18 protein-coding genes are annotated in these 17,394 nt (G+C 67.9%); 12 read left to right on the forward strand and 6 right to left on the reverse strand.

The features are described from left to right. Positions 1-27 precede the first annotated feature (27 nt). Positions 28-927 (forward strand): isocitrate lyase/PEP mutase family protein, encoded by a 900-nt coding sequence (locus ACN0RJ_RS18960; protein ID WP_417721557.1) that lies wholly within the window; start codon positions 28-30, stop codon positions 925-927. Positions 928-929: 2 nt separating this feature from the next. Further along, a complete protein-coding gene (locus tag ACN0RJ_RS18965) occupies positions 930-1,625 on the forward strand; it encodes a Sua5/YciO/YrdC/YwlC family protein (protein ID WP_417725275.1) in 696 nt (231 codons plus the stop codon). A gap of 37 nt (positions 1,626-1,662) precedes the next feature. Here the strand turns inward: ACN0RJ_RS18965 and ACN0RJ_RS18970 are convergent, their stop codons facing one another. The 4 genes from ACN0RJ_RS18970 to ACN0RJ_RS18985 form a co-directional block, all read right to left on the reverse strand. Next, positions 1,663-3,045, reverse strand: a complete 1,383-nt coding sequence (locus ACN0RJ_RS18970) for an NAD(P)H-dependent oxidoreductase (protein WP_417725276.1) — start codon at positions 3,043-3,045, stop codon at positions 1,663-1,665. 89 nt (positions 3,046-3,134) lie between these two features. Beyond that, positions 3,135-4,106, reverse strand: a complete 972-nt coding sequence (locus tag ACN0RJ_RS18975; RefSeq protein WP_417721554.1) for a TRAP transporter substrate-binding protein — start codon at positions 4,104-4,106, stop codon at positions 3,135-3,137. Between the two features lie 56 nt (positions 4,107-4,162). Continuing rightward, positions 4,163-5,449, reverse strand: a complete 1,287-nt coding sequence (locus tag ACN0RJ_RS18980) for a TRAP transporter large permease (RefSeq protein ID WP_417721553.1) — start codon at positions 5,447-5,449, stop codon at positions 4,163-4,165. Next, positions 5,446-5,985, reverse strand: a complete 540-nt coding sequence (locus ACN0RJ_RS18985) for a TRAP transporter small permease (RefSeq protein WP_417721552.1) — start codon at positions 5,983-5,985, stop codon at positions 5,446-5,448. Before ACN0RJ_RS18985 ends, ACN0RJ_RS18980 begins: the two co-directional genes overlap by 4 nt. 212 nt (positions 5,986-6,197) lie before the next feature. On the opposite strand from ACN0RJ_RS18985, the gene ACN0RJ_RS18990 reads away from it, so the two are divergent. After that, a complete protein-coding gene (locus tag ACN0RJ_RS18990; RefSeq protein WP_417721551.1) occupies positions 6,198-6,908 on the forward strand; it encodes a GntR family transcriptional regulator in 711 nt (236 codons plus the stop codon). A 19-nt stretch (positions 6,909-6,927) separates the two neighbouring features. Here the strand turns inward: ACN0RJ_RS18990 and ACN0RJ_RS18995 are convergent, their stop codons facing one another. After that, positions 6,928-7,842 carry a LysR substrate-binding domain-containing protein gene (locus tag ACN0RJ_RS18995; protein WP_417721550.1) on the reverse strand — a complete coding sequence of 305 codons (915 nt, stop codon included), beginning with the start codon at positions 7,840-7,842 and terminating at the stop codon, positions 6,928-6,930. Between the two features lie 184 nt (positions 7,843-8,026). Between ACN0RJ_RS18995 and ACN0RJ_RS19000 the strand changes: the two genes are divergently transcribed. From ACN0RJ_RS19000 to ACN0RJ_RS19040, 9 genes are all read left to right on the forward strand, one after another. Continuing rightward, a complete protein-coding gene (locus tag ACN0RJ_RS19000) occupies positions 8,027-9,034 on the forward strand; it encodes a hydroxyacid dehydrogenase (RefSeq protein ID WP_417725277.1) in 1,008 nt (335 codons plus the stop codon). Between the two features lie 3 nt (positions 9,035-9,037). Next, positions 9,038-9,718 carry an RraA family protein gene (locus tag ACN0RJ_RS19005; protein ID WP_417725278.1) on the forward strand — a complete coding sequence of 227 codons (681 nt, stop codon included), beginning with the start codon at positions 9,038-9,040 and terminating at the stop codon, positions 9,716-9,718. Positions 9,719-9,745: 27 nt separating this feature from the next. Next, positions 9,746-10,699 carry a tripartite tricarboxylate transporter substrate binding protein gene (locus ACN0RJ_RS19010; RefSeq protein ID WP_417725279.1) on the forward strand — a complete coding sequence of 318 codons (954 nt, stop codon included), beginning with the start codon at positions 9,746-9,748 and terminating at the stop codon, positions 10,697-10,699. 57 nt (positions 10,700-10,756) lie between these two features. Further along, positions 10,757-11,218: a tripartite tricarboxylate transporter TctB family protein gene (locus ACN0RJ_RS19015; RefSeq protein ID WP_417725280.1), complete on the forward strand. Its 462-nt coding sequence runs from the start codon at positions 10,757-10,759 to the stop codon at positions 11,216-11,218. 7 nt (positions 11,219-11,225) lie between these two features. Continuing rightward, positions 11,226-12,731: a tripartite tricarboxylate transporter permease gene (locus ACN0RJ_RS19020; RefSeq protein ID WP_417725281.1), complete on the forward strand. Its 1,506-nt coding sequence runs from the start codon at positions 11,226-11,228 to the stop codon at positions 12,729-12,731. A gap of 77 nt (positions 12,732-12,808) precedes the next feature. Next, the gene (dctP, locus tag ACN0RJ_RS19025) at positions 12,809-13,783 is read left to right on the forward strand and encodes a TRAP transporter substrate-binding protein DctP (protein WP_417725282.1); all 975 of its coding nucleotides are present in this window, start codon (positions 12,809-12,811) and stop codon (positions 13,781-13,783) included. A 1-nt stretch (position 13,784) separates the two neighbouring features. Next, positions 13,785-14,303, forward strand: a complete 519-nt coding sequence (locus tag ACN0RJ_RS19030) for a TRAP transporter small permease (protein ID WP_417725283.1) — start codon at positions 13,785-13,787, stop codon at positions 14,301-14,303. Further along, the gene (locus tag ACN0RJ_RS19035) at positions 14,303-15,595 is read left to right on the forward strand and encodes a TRAP transporter large permease (protein ID WP_417725284.1); all 1,293 of its coding nucleotides are present in this window, start codon (positions 14,303-14,305) and stop codon (positions 15,593-15,595) included. Before ACN0RJ_RS19030 ends, ACN0RJ_RS19035 begins: the two co-directional genes overlap by 1 nt. Before the next feature lie 4 nt (positions 15,596-15,599). Next, positions 15,600-16,541, forward strand: coding sequence for an SMP-30/gluconolactonase/LRE family protein (locus ACN0RJ_RS19040; protein ID WP_417725285.1), 942 nt, complete (start codon positions 15,600-15,602; stop codon positions 16,539-16,541). 47 nt (positions 16,542-16,588) lie between these two features. Here ACN0RJ_RS19040 and ACN0RJ_RS19045 read toward each other — a convergent pair whose 3' ends face one another. Next, positions 16,589-17,251 carry a flavin reductase family protein gene (locus ACN0RJ_RS19045; RefSeq protein ID WP_417725286.1) on the reverse strand — a complete coding sequence of 221 codons (663 nt, stop codon included), beginning with the start codon at positions 17,249-17,251 and terminating at the stop codon, positions 16,589-16,591. Between the last annotated feature and the right edge of the window lie 143 nt (positions 17,252-17,394).

Here is a 17,394-nt window from a genome sequence, read left to right on the forward strand (position 1 = left end):
CCCTTCAACCGACGACGTGAGACCGCCATGAAAGACTGCACCTCTTCGCGACAGGACCTCAAGGGCCGCCTTCAGGCCCCCGGTCTGACCACGATCCCCGGCGTCTACGACATGATCTCGGCCCGGATTGCCGACCGCATGGGATTTGCGGCGATCTACATGACCGGATACGGCACGGTCGCCTCGTCGCTGGGCATTCCCGACGCGGGGCTGGCAAGCTACCGCGAGATGCTGGACCGGGTGGAAACCATCGCGCAGGGCACGGCGACGCCGCTTGTCGCGGATGCGGATACCGGCTTCGGCGGGCTGCTGAACCTCGAACGCACGGTGCGCGGCTACGAACGCGCGGGCGCCGCGGCGATGCAGATCGAGGACCAGGAATTCCCCAAGAAATGCGGTCACATGCTGGGTCGCCGGGTGATTCCGGCCGAAGACATGGTGGCCAAGATCCGCGTCGCGCGCGACACCCGCGACGATCCCAACTTTCTCATCATCGCCCGGACCGATGCCCGCACCTCGCTGGGCCTGGACGAGGCGATGCGGCGCGGCGATCTCTATGCCGAGGCCGGGGCGGATGTCCTGTTCATCGAAAGCCCCGAGAGCGCGGACGAGATGCAGCGCATCTGCGCGGCCTACGACCTGCCCCTGCTGGCCAACATGGTCGAGGGCGGGCGCACGCCGGTGCTGTCGCGGGACGATCTCGAACGGCTCGGCTACAGCGCCGCGATCTTCCCGTCCTTCGGCTTCCTGTCGGCGGGCCACGCGCTGCGCGCCGCCTACGGCCATTTGCGCGACACCGGGTCGAGCGCCGGCAGCGCCGTCCCCCTGCACGATTTCGGAGAGTTCAACACCCTGATGGGCTTTCCGAAAGTCTATGAATTCGAACAACGTTGGGGCGTCGGCGATCCGCGTCCCGAGGAGGAATGACCATGTCCGCACCCGATATCGCCGCAGATGCGGCCCGCGCCTTTTCCGTCCTGCGCTCGGGGGGCAGCGCGATCCTGCCGATGGACGTGGGCTATTCGATCATCGGCGGCTCGACCGGGGCGCTGATCCGCATCTTCGACACCAAGGGCCGCGCGCCGGAAAAGCTGAACGCGATGATCGGCGACAACATCCTGTCCGAAGAGCTGCACCACCTCGATGCGGCGCAGCGCGCGGTGGTCGACGCGCTGACCCGCGACCGGGGCCTGCCGCTGGGCATCATCGCCCAGGCCGACATGGACCATCCGCTGATCCGCGCGCTGGACGACGAGGGGCGGCGGCGGTCGACCCGCGACGGCACGATCTGCATGCTGCTGAACGCTGGCGCCTTCCACGCGGCGATCTCGCGGCTCAGCCACGAGGCCTGTCATCCGCTGTTCGGCTCGTCCGCCAACCGGACGCTTCAGGGCACCAAGTTCAGGGTCGAGGATATCGAACCGGAAATCCGCGCCGTGGCCGATGTGGAGATCGACTACGGTCTGCGGAAGTATCACCTCTACGGCAAGAGCTCGACCCTGCTGGACCTGAGGGACATGTCCGTGGTGCGCGAAGGGTCGTGCTACGAACTGATCCGCGACGCGCTGGACCGCGATTTCGGCATCGCGATCCCGGAACCCCGCCAGGCGCTCGTCGCCGCCTGACGGTTCGCGGGGCGCGGCCACGCGCCGCCCTCCGGCCCTAGCGGGCGGGGAGGGAGGCGTCCATCTCGGCGCGCAGGCGCCAGAGCATGGACTCCGCCGGTGCCTCGACCTTGTCCAGCGTGACGAGGTCGCCCGCGGAGACATCCGCGCGCAGCCGGTGGCCGCTCAGCATGTAGAAGGGCACCGGAGCGGACCCGGTGACCGCCCGAGCCGGGCGCAGCTCTCCGTCGGTTCCGGGGATCTCGTGGTGGTGGCCCTGCGCTTCGAGCAGGGTTCCGGCCTTCAGCGGCACGCGGGCGCGCGCGACCAGATCGACCAGCGGCGCGGTGGTGTCGGTTCCGCTCGTCCGCCGTTCCAGCGCGGCAAGCAGGATCGTCGTGGCCGATTGCACCCCGAGCAGGTGCACCGGGTTGACGATGGTCGCCGCGGTGCCGTCGCGGCTGACGAGGTGGCCCTTTTCGCGCAGCACCTCCCAGGTGTGGCGATCCTCGCAGGCGACGGTGACGAAGACCCCGCCCGCCAGGCTGAATTCATCGGGCCGTCGCAGCAGGTTGACCACGTCGACCGAACCGGGGGCGGAGAGCAGGCCGCCGGGAACCAGAAGGTCGGGAATTTCCCCGGTGCGCGCGATCGGCGCGTGGAAATCCGCGCGGTCGACCCCGAGCCCGAGGGCATTGGCGACGATGCCCATTTCGGTAAGGTCGGCCACGGTGCGCTGCGGCAGCGCCTGCAGCGCCTTGGCGCGGGCGGCGACGACCCCGGCCGGGTCTCGGTCGCCGAACGCCCACAGGGCGCCGAACCCCGGCGCCGGGGCGCTGCGGTTCAGGCAGGTGACGATGTCGGTGGCGGGATCGAAGACGAAATCGTATTCGCTGGATTTTGCCGCGCTCAGGATGGTGAGGCCGCAGGTCCGGGCCCAGAGCGCGAGCTGGATCAGCAGGCTGGGCTGGTCGCCGTCGACAGGGGTATAGACCAGCCCCGCCGCCCGGGCCCGCGCCGCGAAAAGCGGTCCGACCACGGAATCGGCCTCCTTCGAGACCATGACCACGTGCCGGCCCTCGCGCAGCGCCAGATCGGCGTGGCGGGCGGCGGCCTCGGGGTGGCCGGTCGCCTCGACCACCACGTCGAGCGGCAGTCGGGCAACGAGGTCTCCGTCGTCGGTCACCACCACGTCGCCGCGCTGAAGGGCGGCGGTGGCGGCGGGCAGGCCGTCGCAGATCGCGGCGCGATCCGCCGGCAGTCCGGCGGCGATCAGCGCGGCGCGGGCCCGCTGCGGATCCCGGTCGCAGACGGCGACAACCTCGAGCCCCGGCGCGCGCCGGGCCTGGAAGGCGAGGGAGCGTCCGTAATCTCCGAGGCCGATGATGGCGATGCGCACATGCGCCTCCCGGGCCTTTGCGAGAAGGGAACCGTAATGCATGTCTTCTATGTCCTCTGGCGGCCTTCCGGGCCGGTGCGGCAGGCGTGACGCACGAGGGCGCGCCACGCCGGTTTCGGTTGGAAGGGGCGTCAGTCGGCCAGCTTCAGGATCTCGTCGATCATCGCCTGGCCGCCCTCGATCTCGGCATCGAAGGCCTCGTAGACCGGGGCGGAGGCGGCGACGAAGGCGGCTCGGTCGACCTCGTTCACCTCCATCCCCTTTGCGGCAAGCTCGTCGACGAGGGCGCCGTCGGCCTTGTCCACCGTTTCGTAGATCCAGGGGCGGATCTCTTCGGCAGTCTCCTCGATGGCGGTGCGGACCTCTTCGGGCCAGCCGTCCCACTGGCGGGTGGTGGTGATGAGGAACACCGGGCTGTAGACGTGGCTCGACAGCGAGAGGTAGCTCTGCACCTCGTTGAGCTGGTTCGCCGCGATGTGGGTCAGCGGGTTCTCCTGCCCGTCGATCGCGCCGGTCTGGAGTCCGACGAAGACCTCGGAGAACGGCATCGGCGTCGGGTTCGCGCCGAGGGTCTCGAACATGCGCACGCGCCACTGGCTGTTCGGCGTCCGCAGCTTCACCCCGTCGAGATCGGCGGGCGTGACGATCGGGCGCACGTTGTTGGTGATCTGGCGGAAGCCGTTTTCCCAGAAGGCGATGAGCTTGTAGCCCTTGGCCTCGAAGGCGGGCGCGAGGCGTTCGTCCAGCCAGGCGCCGCCGATGGCCTCGACGTGGGCGCGGTCCTTCACGAGGAAGGGCATGTCGAAGATCGCCGTCTCGGGCACGTAGCCCGGCATGACCGAGGACATGTGCGTGAGGTTCACGGCGCCGAGCTTCAGCTTCTGCATCAGATCCTTGTCCGAGCCGAGCTGGTCGGAGTGGTAGTAATCCACATGGGCCACGCCCTCGAGCTTTTCGTTCACCAGGTCGGTGAAGCGCTGGCCGGACTGCTGGCCCATGGCGCCGAGCGGCGTGCTGATGCCGAAGACGATCTCGGTCTGGGCCTCTGCCGCCCCGGCCCCCAGCGATCCCGCTGTCAGTAGTGCTGCAATCAGGTGTTTCATGTCCGGTTTCCTCCCTTTGGACATGGCGGACGGGCCGCCGGTTTGATCGGAATGCCTCAGCCGCCGTAGACCAGGTGCACCAGCGAAAGCGGAACGGCGGGCACGTAGGTCACGAGGATCAGCACCACGAGAAGTACGGCGATGAAGGGCAGGTTGGCCCGGGTCACCGTCATCATGTCGGTCTTGGCGATGGAGCAGGTGGTGGCGAGCACCGAGGCCACCGGCGGCGTCTGCTGGCCGATGGCGAGGTTGAGCGTCAGCATGATGCCGAACTGGATCGGGTCGATTCCCATCTCGCGCACCAGCGGCAGGACGATGGGCACCACGAGGATGATCGCCGCCGCGCCGTGCAGGAACATCCCGATGAGCAGCAGCAGAACGTTCAGCAGGGCCAGCACCACGAAGCGGTTGTCGGTCAGGGCGAGGATCTGCTCGGTCATCTGCTGGGGGATCTTCGCCTGCGTGAGGTAGAGGCCCAGCACCGCCGAGGCGGCGACCAGCATCATCACCACGGCGGTCTGCATGATGCCCTCGCGCAGGGAGTCCACCAGCAGCCGGAGGTCGAGTTCGCGATAGACGCCGAAGCCTATGACCAGCGCGGCCAGCACGGCGAGGGCGGCGCCTTCGGTCGCGGTCACGAAGCCGCCGAAGATGCCGCCGAGGATGATGAGCGGCAGGGTCAGCGCCCAGAACGCCTCGCGGAAGGCCAGCCACAGGCGGCGCAGGCTGAAGGCACCGTCGCGCGGCAGATCGTAGCGCACGGCGGCCCAGTAGCAGACGCCCATCATCATGAACCCGCCCAGCAGGCCCGGCACCACGCCGGCCACGAAAAGCCGCACGATAGAGGTCTCGGCCACCGCGCCGTAGAGGATCATGGTCAGCGACGGCGGGATGATGATGGCAAGCGAGGCCGAGGACGAGGTGACCGCCGCCGCGAAGGCCGCCTTGTAGCCGCGCCGTTTCATTTCGGGGATCAGGATCGAGCCCAGGGCGGCGGAATCCGCCACGGCGGAGCCCGAGATCTCGGCGAAGAACATCGAGGCGACGACGTTGACCATCGCCAGCCCGCCCCGCACGAACCCGACCAGCGCCGAGGTGAAGCCGATGATCCGCCGCGAGATGCCCGAGGTGTTCATCAGCGCCCCCGCGAGGATGAACAGGGGAATGGCGATGAGCGGAAAGCTGACCGCGCCCGAGTAGATCGCCAGCGCGGCGTTGTAGAGCGCGAGGTCGCCGCTTTCGAGCAGCATCCCCACCAGCGCGACGACGGCGATGGACACGGCGATCGGCACGCCGAGGGCGCAGACCAGGAAGATGGCGAGAATGACGATCAGGATGGTCATGACAGCGGCTCGGCATGTTCGGGGTGGTGCCGGCCGACGTTGGCGAGGCTCTCGGGCAGGGTCAGCAGTTCGGCGAGGATGAAGAGGGCGGCGCCGACCGGCAGTGCGGACTGGGTGAGCGCGAGCGGCACCCAGTCGAGGCTGGTCAGGGTCTCGGAGCCGAAGACCCGCAGCAGGTAGGTGCCGGCCCAGGCCATCGCGGCGAAAAAGGCGACGGTGATCGCCTTGGAGAGCAGGAACACCGCCCGCCGGGCACCGGGGGGCAGGGGGCGCAGCAGCGCGTCGAAGTTCAGGTGCGCGGATTTCAGCGCCGCGAGCGCGCTGCCGTAGAAGGTCAGCCAGGCCAGCCCGACCGAGGCGACCTCGTCATACCACGGCAGGGAGTTTCCGAAGGCCCTGGAAAACACCGCCACGATGATGACGAGAAACAGCGCGACCATCAGGACGACGCAGAATGCGAACAGGGCAAGTTCCAGCAAGCGGACCGCCCGCAGGCGCAGGTCCGCCGCCGGGCGACCGGCGGTTGGTGATGGCATGTAATCCTCCCTTTGCGCGACCTGTCCGGGCCTCCCGGCCCCTGGCGGATCGCGTCCTCATCTCCAAAATGCATGCAAAACGGTGTCAGTCAAACCAAAAACTCGGTAATTTCGGAAAAATATGTCAGGATTGCACGCAATAACGGGTATTATTCATTGGAAGCCCGCCGAGAGTTCAGTAGGATGCATGCAATTCCGGAGGAGGGGAGCCGTTGACCGAAACAGCGTTCGAGGAGGAAAACGGCCTGGCCGCCGCTGTCGGCGGTGCCGGTCAGCAGAGCCAGCACAGCCGCGTCGCCAACTGGCTGCGCGACCGCATCATCGAGGGCGAGTTCAAGCCCGGCGACCGGATCCCCGAAGTCGCGACCTGCCGGCGGCTGGGGATTTCGCGCACCCCCCTGCGCGAGGCGTTCAAGGTGCTTGCAGTCGAGAGGATCCTGACTCTTCAGCCGAACCGCGGGGCCATCGTCACCCCGGTCAGCGCCGAGGATGTCGACAATGCGATGATCGTGATGTCCACGCTCGAAGGGCTGGCGGGCGAGCTGCTGTGCCAGCACATCACCGACGAGGAAATCGAGGCGCTGTCGGCCCTCACGCAGGACCTCGGCACGCATCACGCGGCGGGCGACCTGCTGGGCTATTTCAAGGTCAACCAGGAGATCCACCGGCGGATCATGCAGGGAGCACGCAATCCGCTGCTGGCGGAAACCCTGTCGAACCTGATCGACCGCTTCGCCCGTTACCGCTTTGACGGCAACAGGACCCCGGAGCGCTGGGCCCGCGCGGTGCTGGAACATCAGCACATCATGATCGCCATTGCCGAACGCGATGCCAAGCTGCTCGGTGCGCTGCTGCGTTCGCATGTGGGCAACGGCTGGCGGGTCGCGCGGTCCAAGGCCTTTCCGGAGCGCACGAAGGGCTGACGCCGCGCCCCGCGCGGGGCTAGGCGCCGGTATCGCCCGTGGGGCTGTCCCGCGCCACGCCGTGTTCCCCGCAAAGCTGCGCGAGCACGGCGTGCAGGCGCGCGATGATCTCTGCCCTGGGCGAGACGATCCGTTCCACGATGCCGATCTTGCGCGTGACCTGCGGCTGTCCGAAGGGCAGGCGCAGCAGCCGCCGGTCCTCCGGTTCCTGCAGCGCCACATGCGGCACGACCGACACGCCCATGCCCTGCCGCACGCAGGTCACGATGGAGCCGATGGTGTCCATCTCGGCCACGTCGTTGGTGGCGATGCCGAGGCGGGAGATCTCGGTGTCGATGAGGTTGGCCAGCGGAACCGGGCTGCGGAACCGGATGAAGGGGCTGCGGGCCAGAAGTTGCGCGGCGTCGGCCGCATCGGTGCTTTCCGGCGCGATCAGCCAGAGTGGTTCGCGCATGTAGGGGCTCCAGCGCAGGGTCGGCGGAATCGCCACGTGCTCCGCGACGATGGCCGCATCGAGCCGGCCCGAGGCGACATCGGCGATCAGCGTGGCCGAAAGCGACACCCGCAGGTTGGTCTTGAGCAGCGGATAGCTGTCGCGCATCTGCACGATCGCCTTCGGCAGGAGGTTCAGCGCGCTGGAGCGGACCGAGCCGAGCATCAGCGTTCCGGCGATCCGGTCGCCGCGCAGGCTGGTCTTGGTGTCCTCTTCGAGGCGCAGAATACCCTGAGCCATTTCAAGCACCTGCATCCCCTGCGGGGTCAGCTTGGGCGGGCGTGACTTGCGTTCGAAGAGCAGGACGGCCAGCTCCTGTTCCAGCGCCTGAACCTGCTGGCTGACCGCCGACGGCGTGAGGTTCACCACCTCGGCGGCACGGGCGAAAGTGCCATGCGTGGTGATGGCGACAAGGGTCCTGAGTTGGCGGGTGTCCATCATCAAATCCAGTTTTTCTTAATCAGTGAACCAGATTTATTCGTTTTTGTTAAGATGATCTTTGCTCTATCTGCTTCGGGAGAGGAGACGGACCGCGCCTGCCGGGAGGAAACGGGCACGGTCGACCCACCGAAAACCAGACCGACGATCGCCTTGCCCCTCGGGGCAGGAGCCAGGAGACGTATGCATGAAGACCATCCTCGTGACAGGGCCCGACCTTGACCCCGGCGCCGTGAAGCTGATGAAGGATCACGGCTTCGAGGCCGTCCATACTCCGCCCTATGCCGACAGCGCCGTGATCGCGGAGCACCTGGTCCGGAGCCGGGCCGAAGGCATCGTGTCGCGGATGGGGCGCCTCGATGCCTCGGTGATGGACGCCGCACCCTGGTTGCGGGTGATTTCCAAGCATGGCGTCGGCGTCGACAACATCGACGTCGCGGCGGCGTCGCGGCGGGGGATTCCCGTGCTGGTCGCCACCGGCGCCAACGCGGTTTCGGTCGCCGAACATGCGGTCGCGCTGATGCTGGCCACGGTGAAGCGGGTGCTGCCGCTGGATGCCGGGCTGCGGGCGGGACGCTGGGAAAAGCCGGGGTTCCTCGGGCGCGAACTGCTCGGGGCGCGGCTGGGGCTCGTGGGAATGGGCGCCATCGCGCAGGCCACGGGGCGAATCGCCGCCGGGCTGGGGCTGAAGCTTTACGGCCATGACCCCTTCGCGCCCGATGCCGCCTTCGAGGCCATCGGCGCCACGCGTTGCGCCGGCTTCGAGGATCTGCTCGCGCAGTCCGACGTGCTGAGCCTGCATTGCCCGCTCAACGACCAGACCCGCGGCCTTCTGAATGCCGGCGCCATCGCGCGGATGCCCGAGGGCAGCTATGTGGTCAACACGGCGCGCGGCGGGCTGATCGACGAGGATGCGCTGCTTGCCGCCATCGCCTCCGGTCAACTGGCGGGCGCGGGGCTCGACACCTTCGCTGTCGAACCGCCCGCCCCGGATCATCCGTTCTTTGCCGAACCGCGCATCGTGCTGACCCCGCATATCGGCGGGGTGACGCGGCAGGCCGGGGCCCGTGTCGGCGTCGATGCCGTGCGCGGCATCCTCCAGATCCTCGAAGGCCGGCCCGTCGCCCCCGAGCGCATCGTCAACCGCGCCCTGCTCCCCGAGGCAGGCGCCCCCCTCGTCAAGGCAGGAGACTGAGCCATGTCCACCGGATTCCGCATCCTCAACCGCAAGCAGGCCGCGCCGGACGCGCTGGTCGCGGCCTTTGCAAGGCTGCCCGTCGCCAATGTCTCGGATTCGATGCACCGCATGACCGCTGCCGGGCCGACCCTGCGCCCGATGCACGCCTCCGGCGGCATGGCGGGGGTCGCGCTGACCGTCCGCGCGCGGCCCGGCGACAACCTGATGCTGCACAAGGCCATCGACATGGCCCGGCCCGGCGACGTGATTGTCTGCGACGCGGGCGGCGATCTGACCAACGCCCTGATGGGCGAGCTGATGCTGGCCTACGCGGTCAAGCGGGGCGTGGCGGGCTTTGTCCTCAACGGCGCGATCCGCGATGCGGATGCCTTTGTCGCGACCAACCTGCCGACCTTTGCCGCCGGGGTGACCCATCGCGGCCCCTACAAGGACGGCCCCGGCGAGATCAACACGGCGATCAGCCTCGACGGCATGGTGATCGAGCCCGGCGACATCGTCATCGGCGATTCCGACGGGGTGCTCGCCATTCCGCTCGCCGGGGCCGAAGAGATCCTGAGACGGACCGAGACCAAGCAGGCCGCCGAAGCCAGGCAGATGCAGGAGATCGAGGCGGGCACGAACGACCGCGCCTGGGTCGACGCGGCGCTGCGCGCGCGTGGCTGCGCCTTTCCGAACGACTGACCCCAATGCATGAAAAGGAGGAGTAACATGCGCGACACCATCCGGATTCCGGTGCTCATCGGCGCCCTGGTCCTGGCCGCAGGCGCGGCGCGGGCCGAATATCCCGAAAAGCCCGTCGAGGTCATCGTCGGCTTCGACGCCGGTGGCGGCACCGATGTGATGGCCCGCACGGCGGCCCCCTTCATCGAGAAGTATCTTGGTGACGGTGCCAGCCTCGTGGTCAAGAACGTCCCCGGCGCCAGCGGCCAGATCGGCGTGACCGAAACCGCCAACGCATCGCCCGACGGCTATACCATCGGCACCTACAACCTGCCCGGCATGATGGCGCGGACGCTGGACCGCGAGGCGGGCTATTCCGCCGACAGCTTCACCTACCTTGCCAACGTGGTGAACGATCCGAACGTGATCGTCACCGCCCGGGACAGCGGTCTCGACACGCTCGACAAGCTGCTGGAGGCTGCCAGGGCCGAGCCGGGCGCGGTCACCGTCGGCATGTCGAGCCTCGGCGGCGACGACCACTTCCTGCTCACCAAGTTGCAGAACATCACGGGTTCGGAGTTAACCATCGTGCCGTTCAAGGGCTCCGCCCCGGCGCGGACGGCGCTGATGGGCGGTCACGTCGCCATGGGCATCCTGAACGTCTCCGAAGTGGCCGAGTTCCAGGATTCGATCAACATCCTCGGTGTCGCGATGGAAAAGCGGTCGGAATTCGCGCCGGACATCGCGACCTTCAAGGAACAGGGGCTGGAGCTGACCGGCGGTTCCATGCGCGGTTTCGTGGCGCCGGCGGGCCTGCCCGCGGATGTCGAGGCGAGGTTGCTCGAGGCCTTTGCCAGGCTCGGGGAGGACAAGGAGTTCCTCGCCGCCATGGCCGCGACCGCAAACCCGGTCGAGATCAAGGTCGGCCCCGACTTCGAGGCGCTCAACGCCGAGGTGCTCGACCTCGCAAGGACCGTCTGGGAAACCACGCCCTGGAACTGACCGGCATCGGGCGGGGGGAGACCCTCGCCCGGTCCCTCCCCTGACGGAGAAACCGCCATGCCAGACCACCGCAACCACAGTCTTGTCCGGCCCGAGACCCTGACGGCCATCGGCCTGATCGCCGTCTCTGCCGGGCTGCTCATCCCCGCCGCCGGCCTGCGCCCGATTTCCGCGCTGCTGCCGGCTGCCATGCTCGTCGGGCTGTTGATCCTTGCCGCGATCATGCTGGTCAAGGACCAGCGCAAGGCCGCCGCGGGCGAGGCGGCGCAACCGATGATGAAGGCCCCGGGTCGGGTCCTCGGTGCCTTCGGGCTCATCGTGCTCTATGCCGTCGCCGTCGACCTGATCGGCTTCTACCCGAGCACGGCGCTGTCCGTCCCGCTGGTGGCGCGCGTCTTCGGCTACCGCCACCCGCTCGGCCTTGCCATCGCCACGCTCATCGTCCTGGCCTCGATCTGGCTGATCTTCGGCCTCGCCATGTCCCGGGACTTCCCGACCGGCCGTTTCTGGTCGCTGTGAGGACGCCATGTATTCCGAACTCTTCCACGCCCTGCCCGAGGTCCTGAGCCTCACCAATTTCCTTGCCGTGGTCATCGGCGTCGTCGCCGGCATCGTGGTCGGCGCCCTGCCGGGCCTCAGCGCGACCATGGCGATCTCGGTCCTCGTGCCCTTCACCTTCGGGCTGGAGCCGCTGGTCGCGCTCGGCCTGATGGCGGGGATCTACAACGGCGCCATGTACGGCGGTGCCATCCCCGCCGTGCTGCTGCGCATCCCCGGCACGCCCGCCGCCGTCGCCACCAGCTTCGACGGCTACCCGATGGCGCAGAAGGGCGAGGGCGGCTTTGCCCTGCAGGTCGCGGTCGTGTCGTCCTGCATCGGCGGCATCGCCAGCGCCATCGCGCTGATGCTGCTGGCGCCGCCGCTGTCGAAGGTCACGCTGCTCTTCGGCCCCTCCGAAGTGTTCTGGGTCGCGGTCTTCGGCCTCTGCAGCATCATCTTCCTGCTCGGCGGGAACGTGGTCAAAGGCCTCATCAGCGCCTGCTTCGGTGTCTTCGTCTCGGTCGTCGGATCGGACCCGATCTTCGGCACCGACCGCTACACCTTCGGTCAGCTCGAACTGCTGGACGGCATCAGCATCGTCATACTGCTGGTCGGCCTCTACGCCCTGCCGCCGGTCATCGACCTGCTGGAATCGCCTCTCAAGACCGAGGCCGCCAACGAAAGCCTCGGCACCGAACCGATCTGGCGCACGCTGCCGCGCATGGCGCGGTTCCGGAAGACCTGGCTGCGCGGCTCGATCCTCGGGATCTGGATCGGCATCCTGCCCGGCGCCGGCGGTTCGATGGCGGCCTTCATGTCCTACAACGAGGCGCGCCGCACCTCGAAGACCCCCGAGACCTGGGGCAAGGGCGAACCCGAGGGCGTCGCGGCGGCGGAAGTGGCGAACAACGCCGACACCGCTTCGGCCCTGATCCCCGCGCTGACGCTGGGCATTCCCGGCACCGCCGTCGCGGCGGTCATGCTGGGCGGGCTGCTGATCCACGGGCTGCAACCGGGGCCGATGCTGTTCCGTGACAATCCCGACATCGTCTTCGGCTTCATGTGGCAGTTCCTGTTCGGCGCGATCCTGCTGTTCTTCCTCGGCGGCTCGCTTGCCACCAACAGCTTTGCCAAGGTGCTGAAACTGCCCCGCCCGCTGCTCGGCTCGGTCATCATCGTGCTCATGCTGATCGGGGTCTACTCGATCCACGGCAGGATGTTCGACGTCTACCTCATGCTCGGCTTCGGCGCGGTGGGCTACATCATGGACAAGCTCGACTTTCCGCTGCCGCCGGTGGTGCTCGGCCTCATCCTCGGCGCCTTTGCCGAAGAGAACCTGCGCCTTGCCCTGCGGATCGGGCGCGGCGACTGGTCGATCCTGTTCCGGAACCCGACCAGCCTCGTCCTGGTCGCGATGACGCTGGCGGTGGTCTTCGGACCCGGCCTCAAGCGGCGCATCCTCGGGCGCCGCGGCACCGCACGGCAAACCTGACCCCGCATGTCGCCCCGGCACGACCGGGGTGACATTCCCCGACAGATCAACAAAGACTTCAATGGAGGAGAGACCACATGACCCATCCCATCCTGGGCGCTTTCGCCGTCCTGACCGCATCCACCTTGGCCGCCGAGGCGGCGGACTGGACCGGCTACACCTATTCCGCGGTCTCGACGACCGCCGCCGTCAAGGGCATGAACCGGATCGCCGACCGTGTCGCCGAAGAGACCGGCGGCGACCTGACGATCACCGTGCACCTCGGCAAGACGCTGCAGATCGCCTCGTCCGACATCACCCAGGCGGTGGGTGACGGAATCGTCGACTTCGCGGCGGATTTCTTCTTTTCCGGCAACGTGCCGATCGCGCGCATCCTGAACCTGCCGATGCTGATCGAGACCGACGACGAGTGGAACAAGGCCTATGCCGCGATGGAGCCGGTCCTGATCGACGCCTTCGCGCAGCAGGGCGTGGTTCTGCTGGGCGGCTACCGCTACCCCGAGCAGACCATCTTCACCACTTTCGAGATCGACAGCCTCGACGACCTGACCGGGCACAAGATCCGCGTCACCTCGCCCGAGCAGGGCCGCTTCGTCGAGGATTTCGGCGGCGCGGCGATCACGCTCTCGGGCAGCGAGGTTCCGACCTCGCTCGAACGGGGCGTGATCGAGGGCGTGCTGACGGCCAGCGCGGGCGGGGCCAAGAACTGGCATGAATTCCTGCCCTACAACTACCGCTTCGCGGTGAACTACGGCAACTCCATGATCATCGCCAATGCCGACGCCTTCGACGCGCTGAGTGCCGACACGCAGGCCCGGCTGCGCGAGATCGTCAGCGAGGAAGGCGCGGCGATCACCGCGGCATTCCTCGTCGACGAAACCGACCAGATGGCGGCGCAAACCGCGGCCGGCATGACCATCACCGAGGCCGCGGCCGGGGATGCGCCCGTCGCGCGCGAAAAGCTGGCGCCGTTCTGGGAAGCCTGGGCGCAGGAAAACGGCGCCGAATACGAACAGGCGCTGGCGACCGTCCGCGCAGCCATCGGCAAGTGACATGACTCCCGACACCTCAAGGGGACCGGCATCGGCCGGTCCCGCCTTCGACCTTCTGGCGCGCATCACCGGAGTGCTGACCGGCGCCGTCCTCGTGGCGCTGGTCCTGCTGGTCTGCACCGAGGCGATGCTGCGCGGATTCGCCAACGTCTCGCTCGGCTTCGCGGAGGAGCTGACCGGCTATGCCGTGGTGATGCTGACCTTTTTCGGCGCGGCGCTGGCCCTGCGCTCGGGGTCGCTGTTCCAGGTGCATTTCCTGTTCGAACGGTTTGCACCCGCCACCCGCCGCATCGTGCTGCGCCTCTTCGTCGTCACCGCGCTGGTCATCAGCGCGGTGCTGGCGTGGAAGGGCTACGACCTGATGGCAAGCTCGCTGTCGCGGGGCAAGTTCGCGCCCACGGTCCTGCGCACGCCCCTGTGGATCCCGCAGCTTCTGCTGCCGGTGGGTTTCCTGCTCATCGCCACCTTCCTGGTCGAGCAGTTCCTGCTCTGCGGCCGGACGCCGAGGGGGGAAGACTGATGGAAGCGCTTCTCGCCTTCGGGCTTCTCATCGGCCTCATCCTCGGCGGCATGTGGGTGCAGTTCGCCGTCGCGGGCGCGGGCCTGTTCTATGTCTGGCTGCTCAAGGGCTTTGCCGGGTGGAAGGCGCTCGGCATCGTGAGCTGGGGCGCGTCGAACAGCTTTACCCTCGCCGCCATTCCGCTCTTCGTGCTGATGGCCGAGATCCTGCTCGGATCGGGCCTGTCGACGCGGCTCTACAACGGGGTCGCGCCCTTCGTGCGGCGGCTGCCGGGCGGGCTGCTGCACACCAATATCGCGGGCAGCGGCATCTTTGCCGCGATCTCGGGCGGCAGCGCGCCGACGGCGGCGGCCATGTCGACCGTGGCCCTGCCGGAGCTGGGGCGGCGCGGCTACGACCTGCGCCTCGTCTCGGGGTCTCTGGCGGCGGGCGGCACGCTCGGCATCCTGATCCCGCCCTCGATCACCATGATCATCTACGCCACCTTCACCGAAACCTCGATCGCGCGGCTCTTTGCGGCGGGGCTGGTGCCGGGCATCGTGCTGGCGCTGTTCTACATGGGCTTCATCGCCCTGCGCGCCACGCTGAACCCCGCGCTCGCACCGCGCGACACCACGCGGGCGACGCCCCGCGAACTCGGCGCGGCGCTGCTCGACATCCTGCCGTTCCTGCTGCTGATCCTGATCGTCCTCGGCAGCATCTACGGCGGCCTCGCCACCCCGACCGAAGCGGGCGCGGTGGGCGTCGTCGGCGCGATCCTGATCTCGGCCATCTACGGCAAGTTCAGCCTGACCCTGCTGACCGGGGCGCTGGCCCGCACCGCAACGATGAGCGGCAACATCCTGTTCATCGTCTTCACCTCGATGATCTTCGCCTATGCCACGGCGCTGTCGCAGGTGGGCGAACACCTCGTGTCGTTCCTGGACGAGGCGAACGTCTCGCGGCTGACCTTCCTGCTCGTCATCATGGTGACCTTCGCCATTCTCGGCTGTTTCATGGAGGGGCTGGGCATGATCGCGATCATCGTGCCGGTGATCTTCCCGGCGCTGGTGGCGATGCAGGTCGACCCGATCTGGTTCGGCGTCTTCGTGGTGATCCTCGTGGAGCTGGGGCAGCTTACGCCGCCGCTGGGGGTGATCCTCTTCGTGGTGGCGGGGTCCTCGGACAACGTGACGGTCGAGGATGTCATCATGGGCACGCTGCCGTTCTTCGTCATCATCGTGGCCTTCATGCTGCTGCTGATCGCGGTGCCGCAGATCGCGCTGTTCTTTCCTTCCCTGACGCTGGGGTGATCCGATGTCCTATCCCTTTCCCGACCCACTGGTGATCGACGCCGAGGTCTTTGCCGAACTTCCCGCCGCCCTGCGCCGTCCCGGCGTGTCCTCGTACTGGGCCGACCGCAACCGGCGCGGCGCGACGGTGGACAGCTTCGTCGAAGGTCCGTCCTTCGACCGGCAGGGCAACCTCTGGTTCGTCGACATCCCCTTCGGGCGGGTCTTCCGCGCCGATCCGCAGGGCAACGTGGTTCAGGTGGCCGAATACGAGGGCCAGCCGAACGGGCTCAAGATCCATGCCGACGGACGCATCTTCATCGCCGATTTCCAGAACGGGATCATGACGCTCGACCCGACCACGGGCGAGGTGTCGCACGCCCTGAGGGATTGCGACACCGAGGGGTTCAAGGGCTGCAACGACCTGCACTTCGGCCGCGACGGCGCGCTCTACTTCACCGATCAGGGCCAGACCGGCCTTCAGGACCCGACCGGGCGCGTGTACCGCTGGCAGCCGGAGACCGGACAGCTCACCTGCCTGATCGACAAGGTGCCGAGCCCGAACGGCCTCGTGCTCGACCTTGCCGAACATGTGCTCTTCCTCGCGGTCACGCGCGCCAACGCGGTCTGGCGGTTGCCGCTCTCGCCCAGCGGGCGGGTGAACAAGGCCGGGCTGTTCCTGCAGTTTTCGGGCGGGCGCGCGGGGCCGGACGGGCTCGCTCTGACCGCGCAGAACGGCGTGGTGGTCTGCCAGACCGGCATGGGGCTGGTGTGGGTACACGATGCGCTGGGGCGGCCGGTTGCGGTCATCCGCTCGCCGCGCGGCCTCGGCACGACGAACTGCGCCTTCGGAGGGCCGGACCTGCGCACGCTCTTCATCACGGAATCCGACAGCGGAACCATCCTGAGGGCGGAGTTGCCGTCCGATGCGGACCTGTCGGGGCACCCGACCTTTGCGCTGAGCTAGGCACCGCGCAACGGGGGCAGGGGCGCCCGCCGGTGGGCAAGGCAAGGTCAGCCCGCGGTCTTCGCCCGGGCGCGGAAGGCGTCGACCGTGGGCGTTACCCGCTCGAACTGGTCGCGCTGGCGCGCATAGAGGTGTCCGCCGAGGCGCCCGACCGCGTCGATGCCGATCTGGTCGACGTAGAGCGTTTGGGGATCGACCAGCGTTTCCCGCACGAACATGCGCTTCACCTCTCCGAGGACGATGGTGCGGGCGGGGGTGACGGGCACGGTCTGCACCAGATGGCATTCGAACGCAGCCGGGGCGGCGACGATGCGCGGGCTGCGCACCGTTTCGCCCGGTGCGGTTTCGAGGCCCGCCACCTGAAGCTCGTCCACGTCGGCGGGAAACTTGATCGAGCAGATCTCCATCTGGTCGACAAGCGCGTGGTCCGAGATGTGGACGGTGAATTCGCCGGTGGCGATGATGTTGGCGGCGGTGTCCTTGGGCGTGCCGTCGGGTTTGTGTTCTATCCCGACCGCCATGATCGCGGGATCATGGGTCAGGATGTTGAAAAAGCTGAAGGACCCGGCATTCGGCACGCCCTTTTCGGACAGGGTGGTGATGAGCGCGATGGGCCGCGGGATCACCGTGCCGATCAGCAGCTTGTAGCGCTCCTTCGGCGTCAGCTCGGCGAAGTCGAAAGCGAGACTGTTCAAATCGAGATCCTTCATGCGGGCACCCGGCAGGTTTCGAGGGGCGCGTGACGCGGCGGGTTTTCCGAACCGTCCCGCGTCACGACGAACTTGCCGCCGATATTGCAGCCCGCCGGCACGGGCTCAAGCCATTGCGTCCGCATGACGGGGGCCGTGGCCTC

Source organism: Salipiger sp. (assembly GCF_048261495.1).
GTDB lineage: Bacteria > Pseudomonadota > Alphaproteobacteria > Rhodobacterales > Rhodobacteraceae > Salipiger.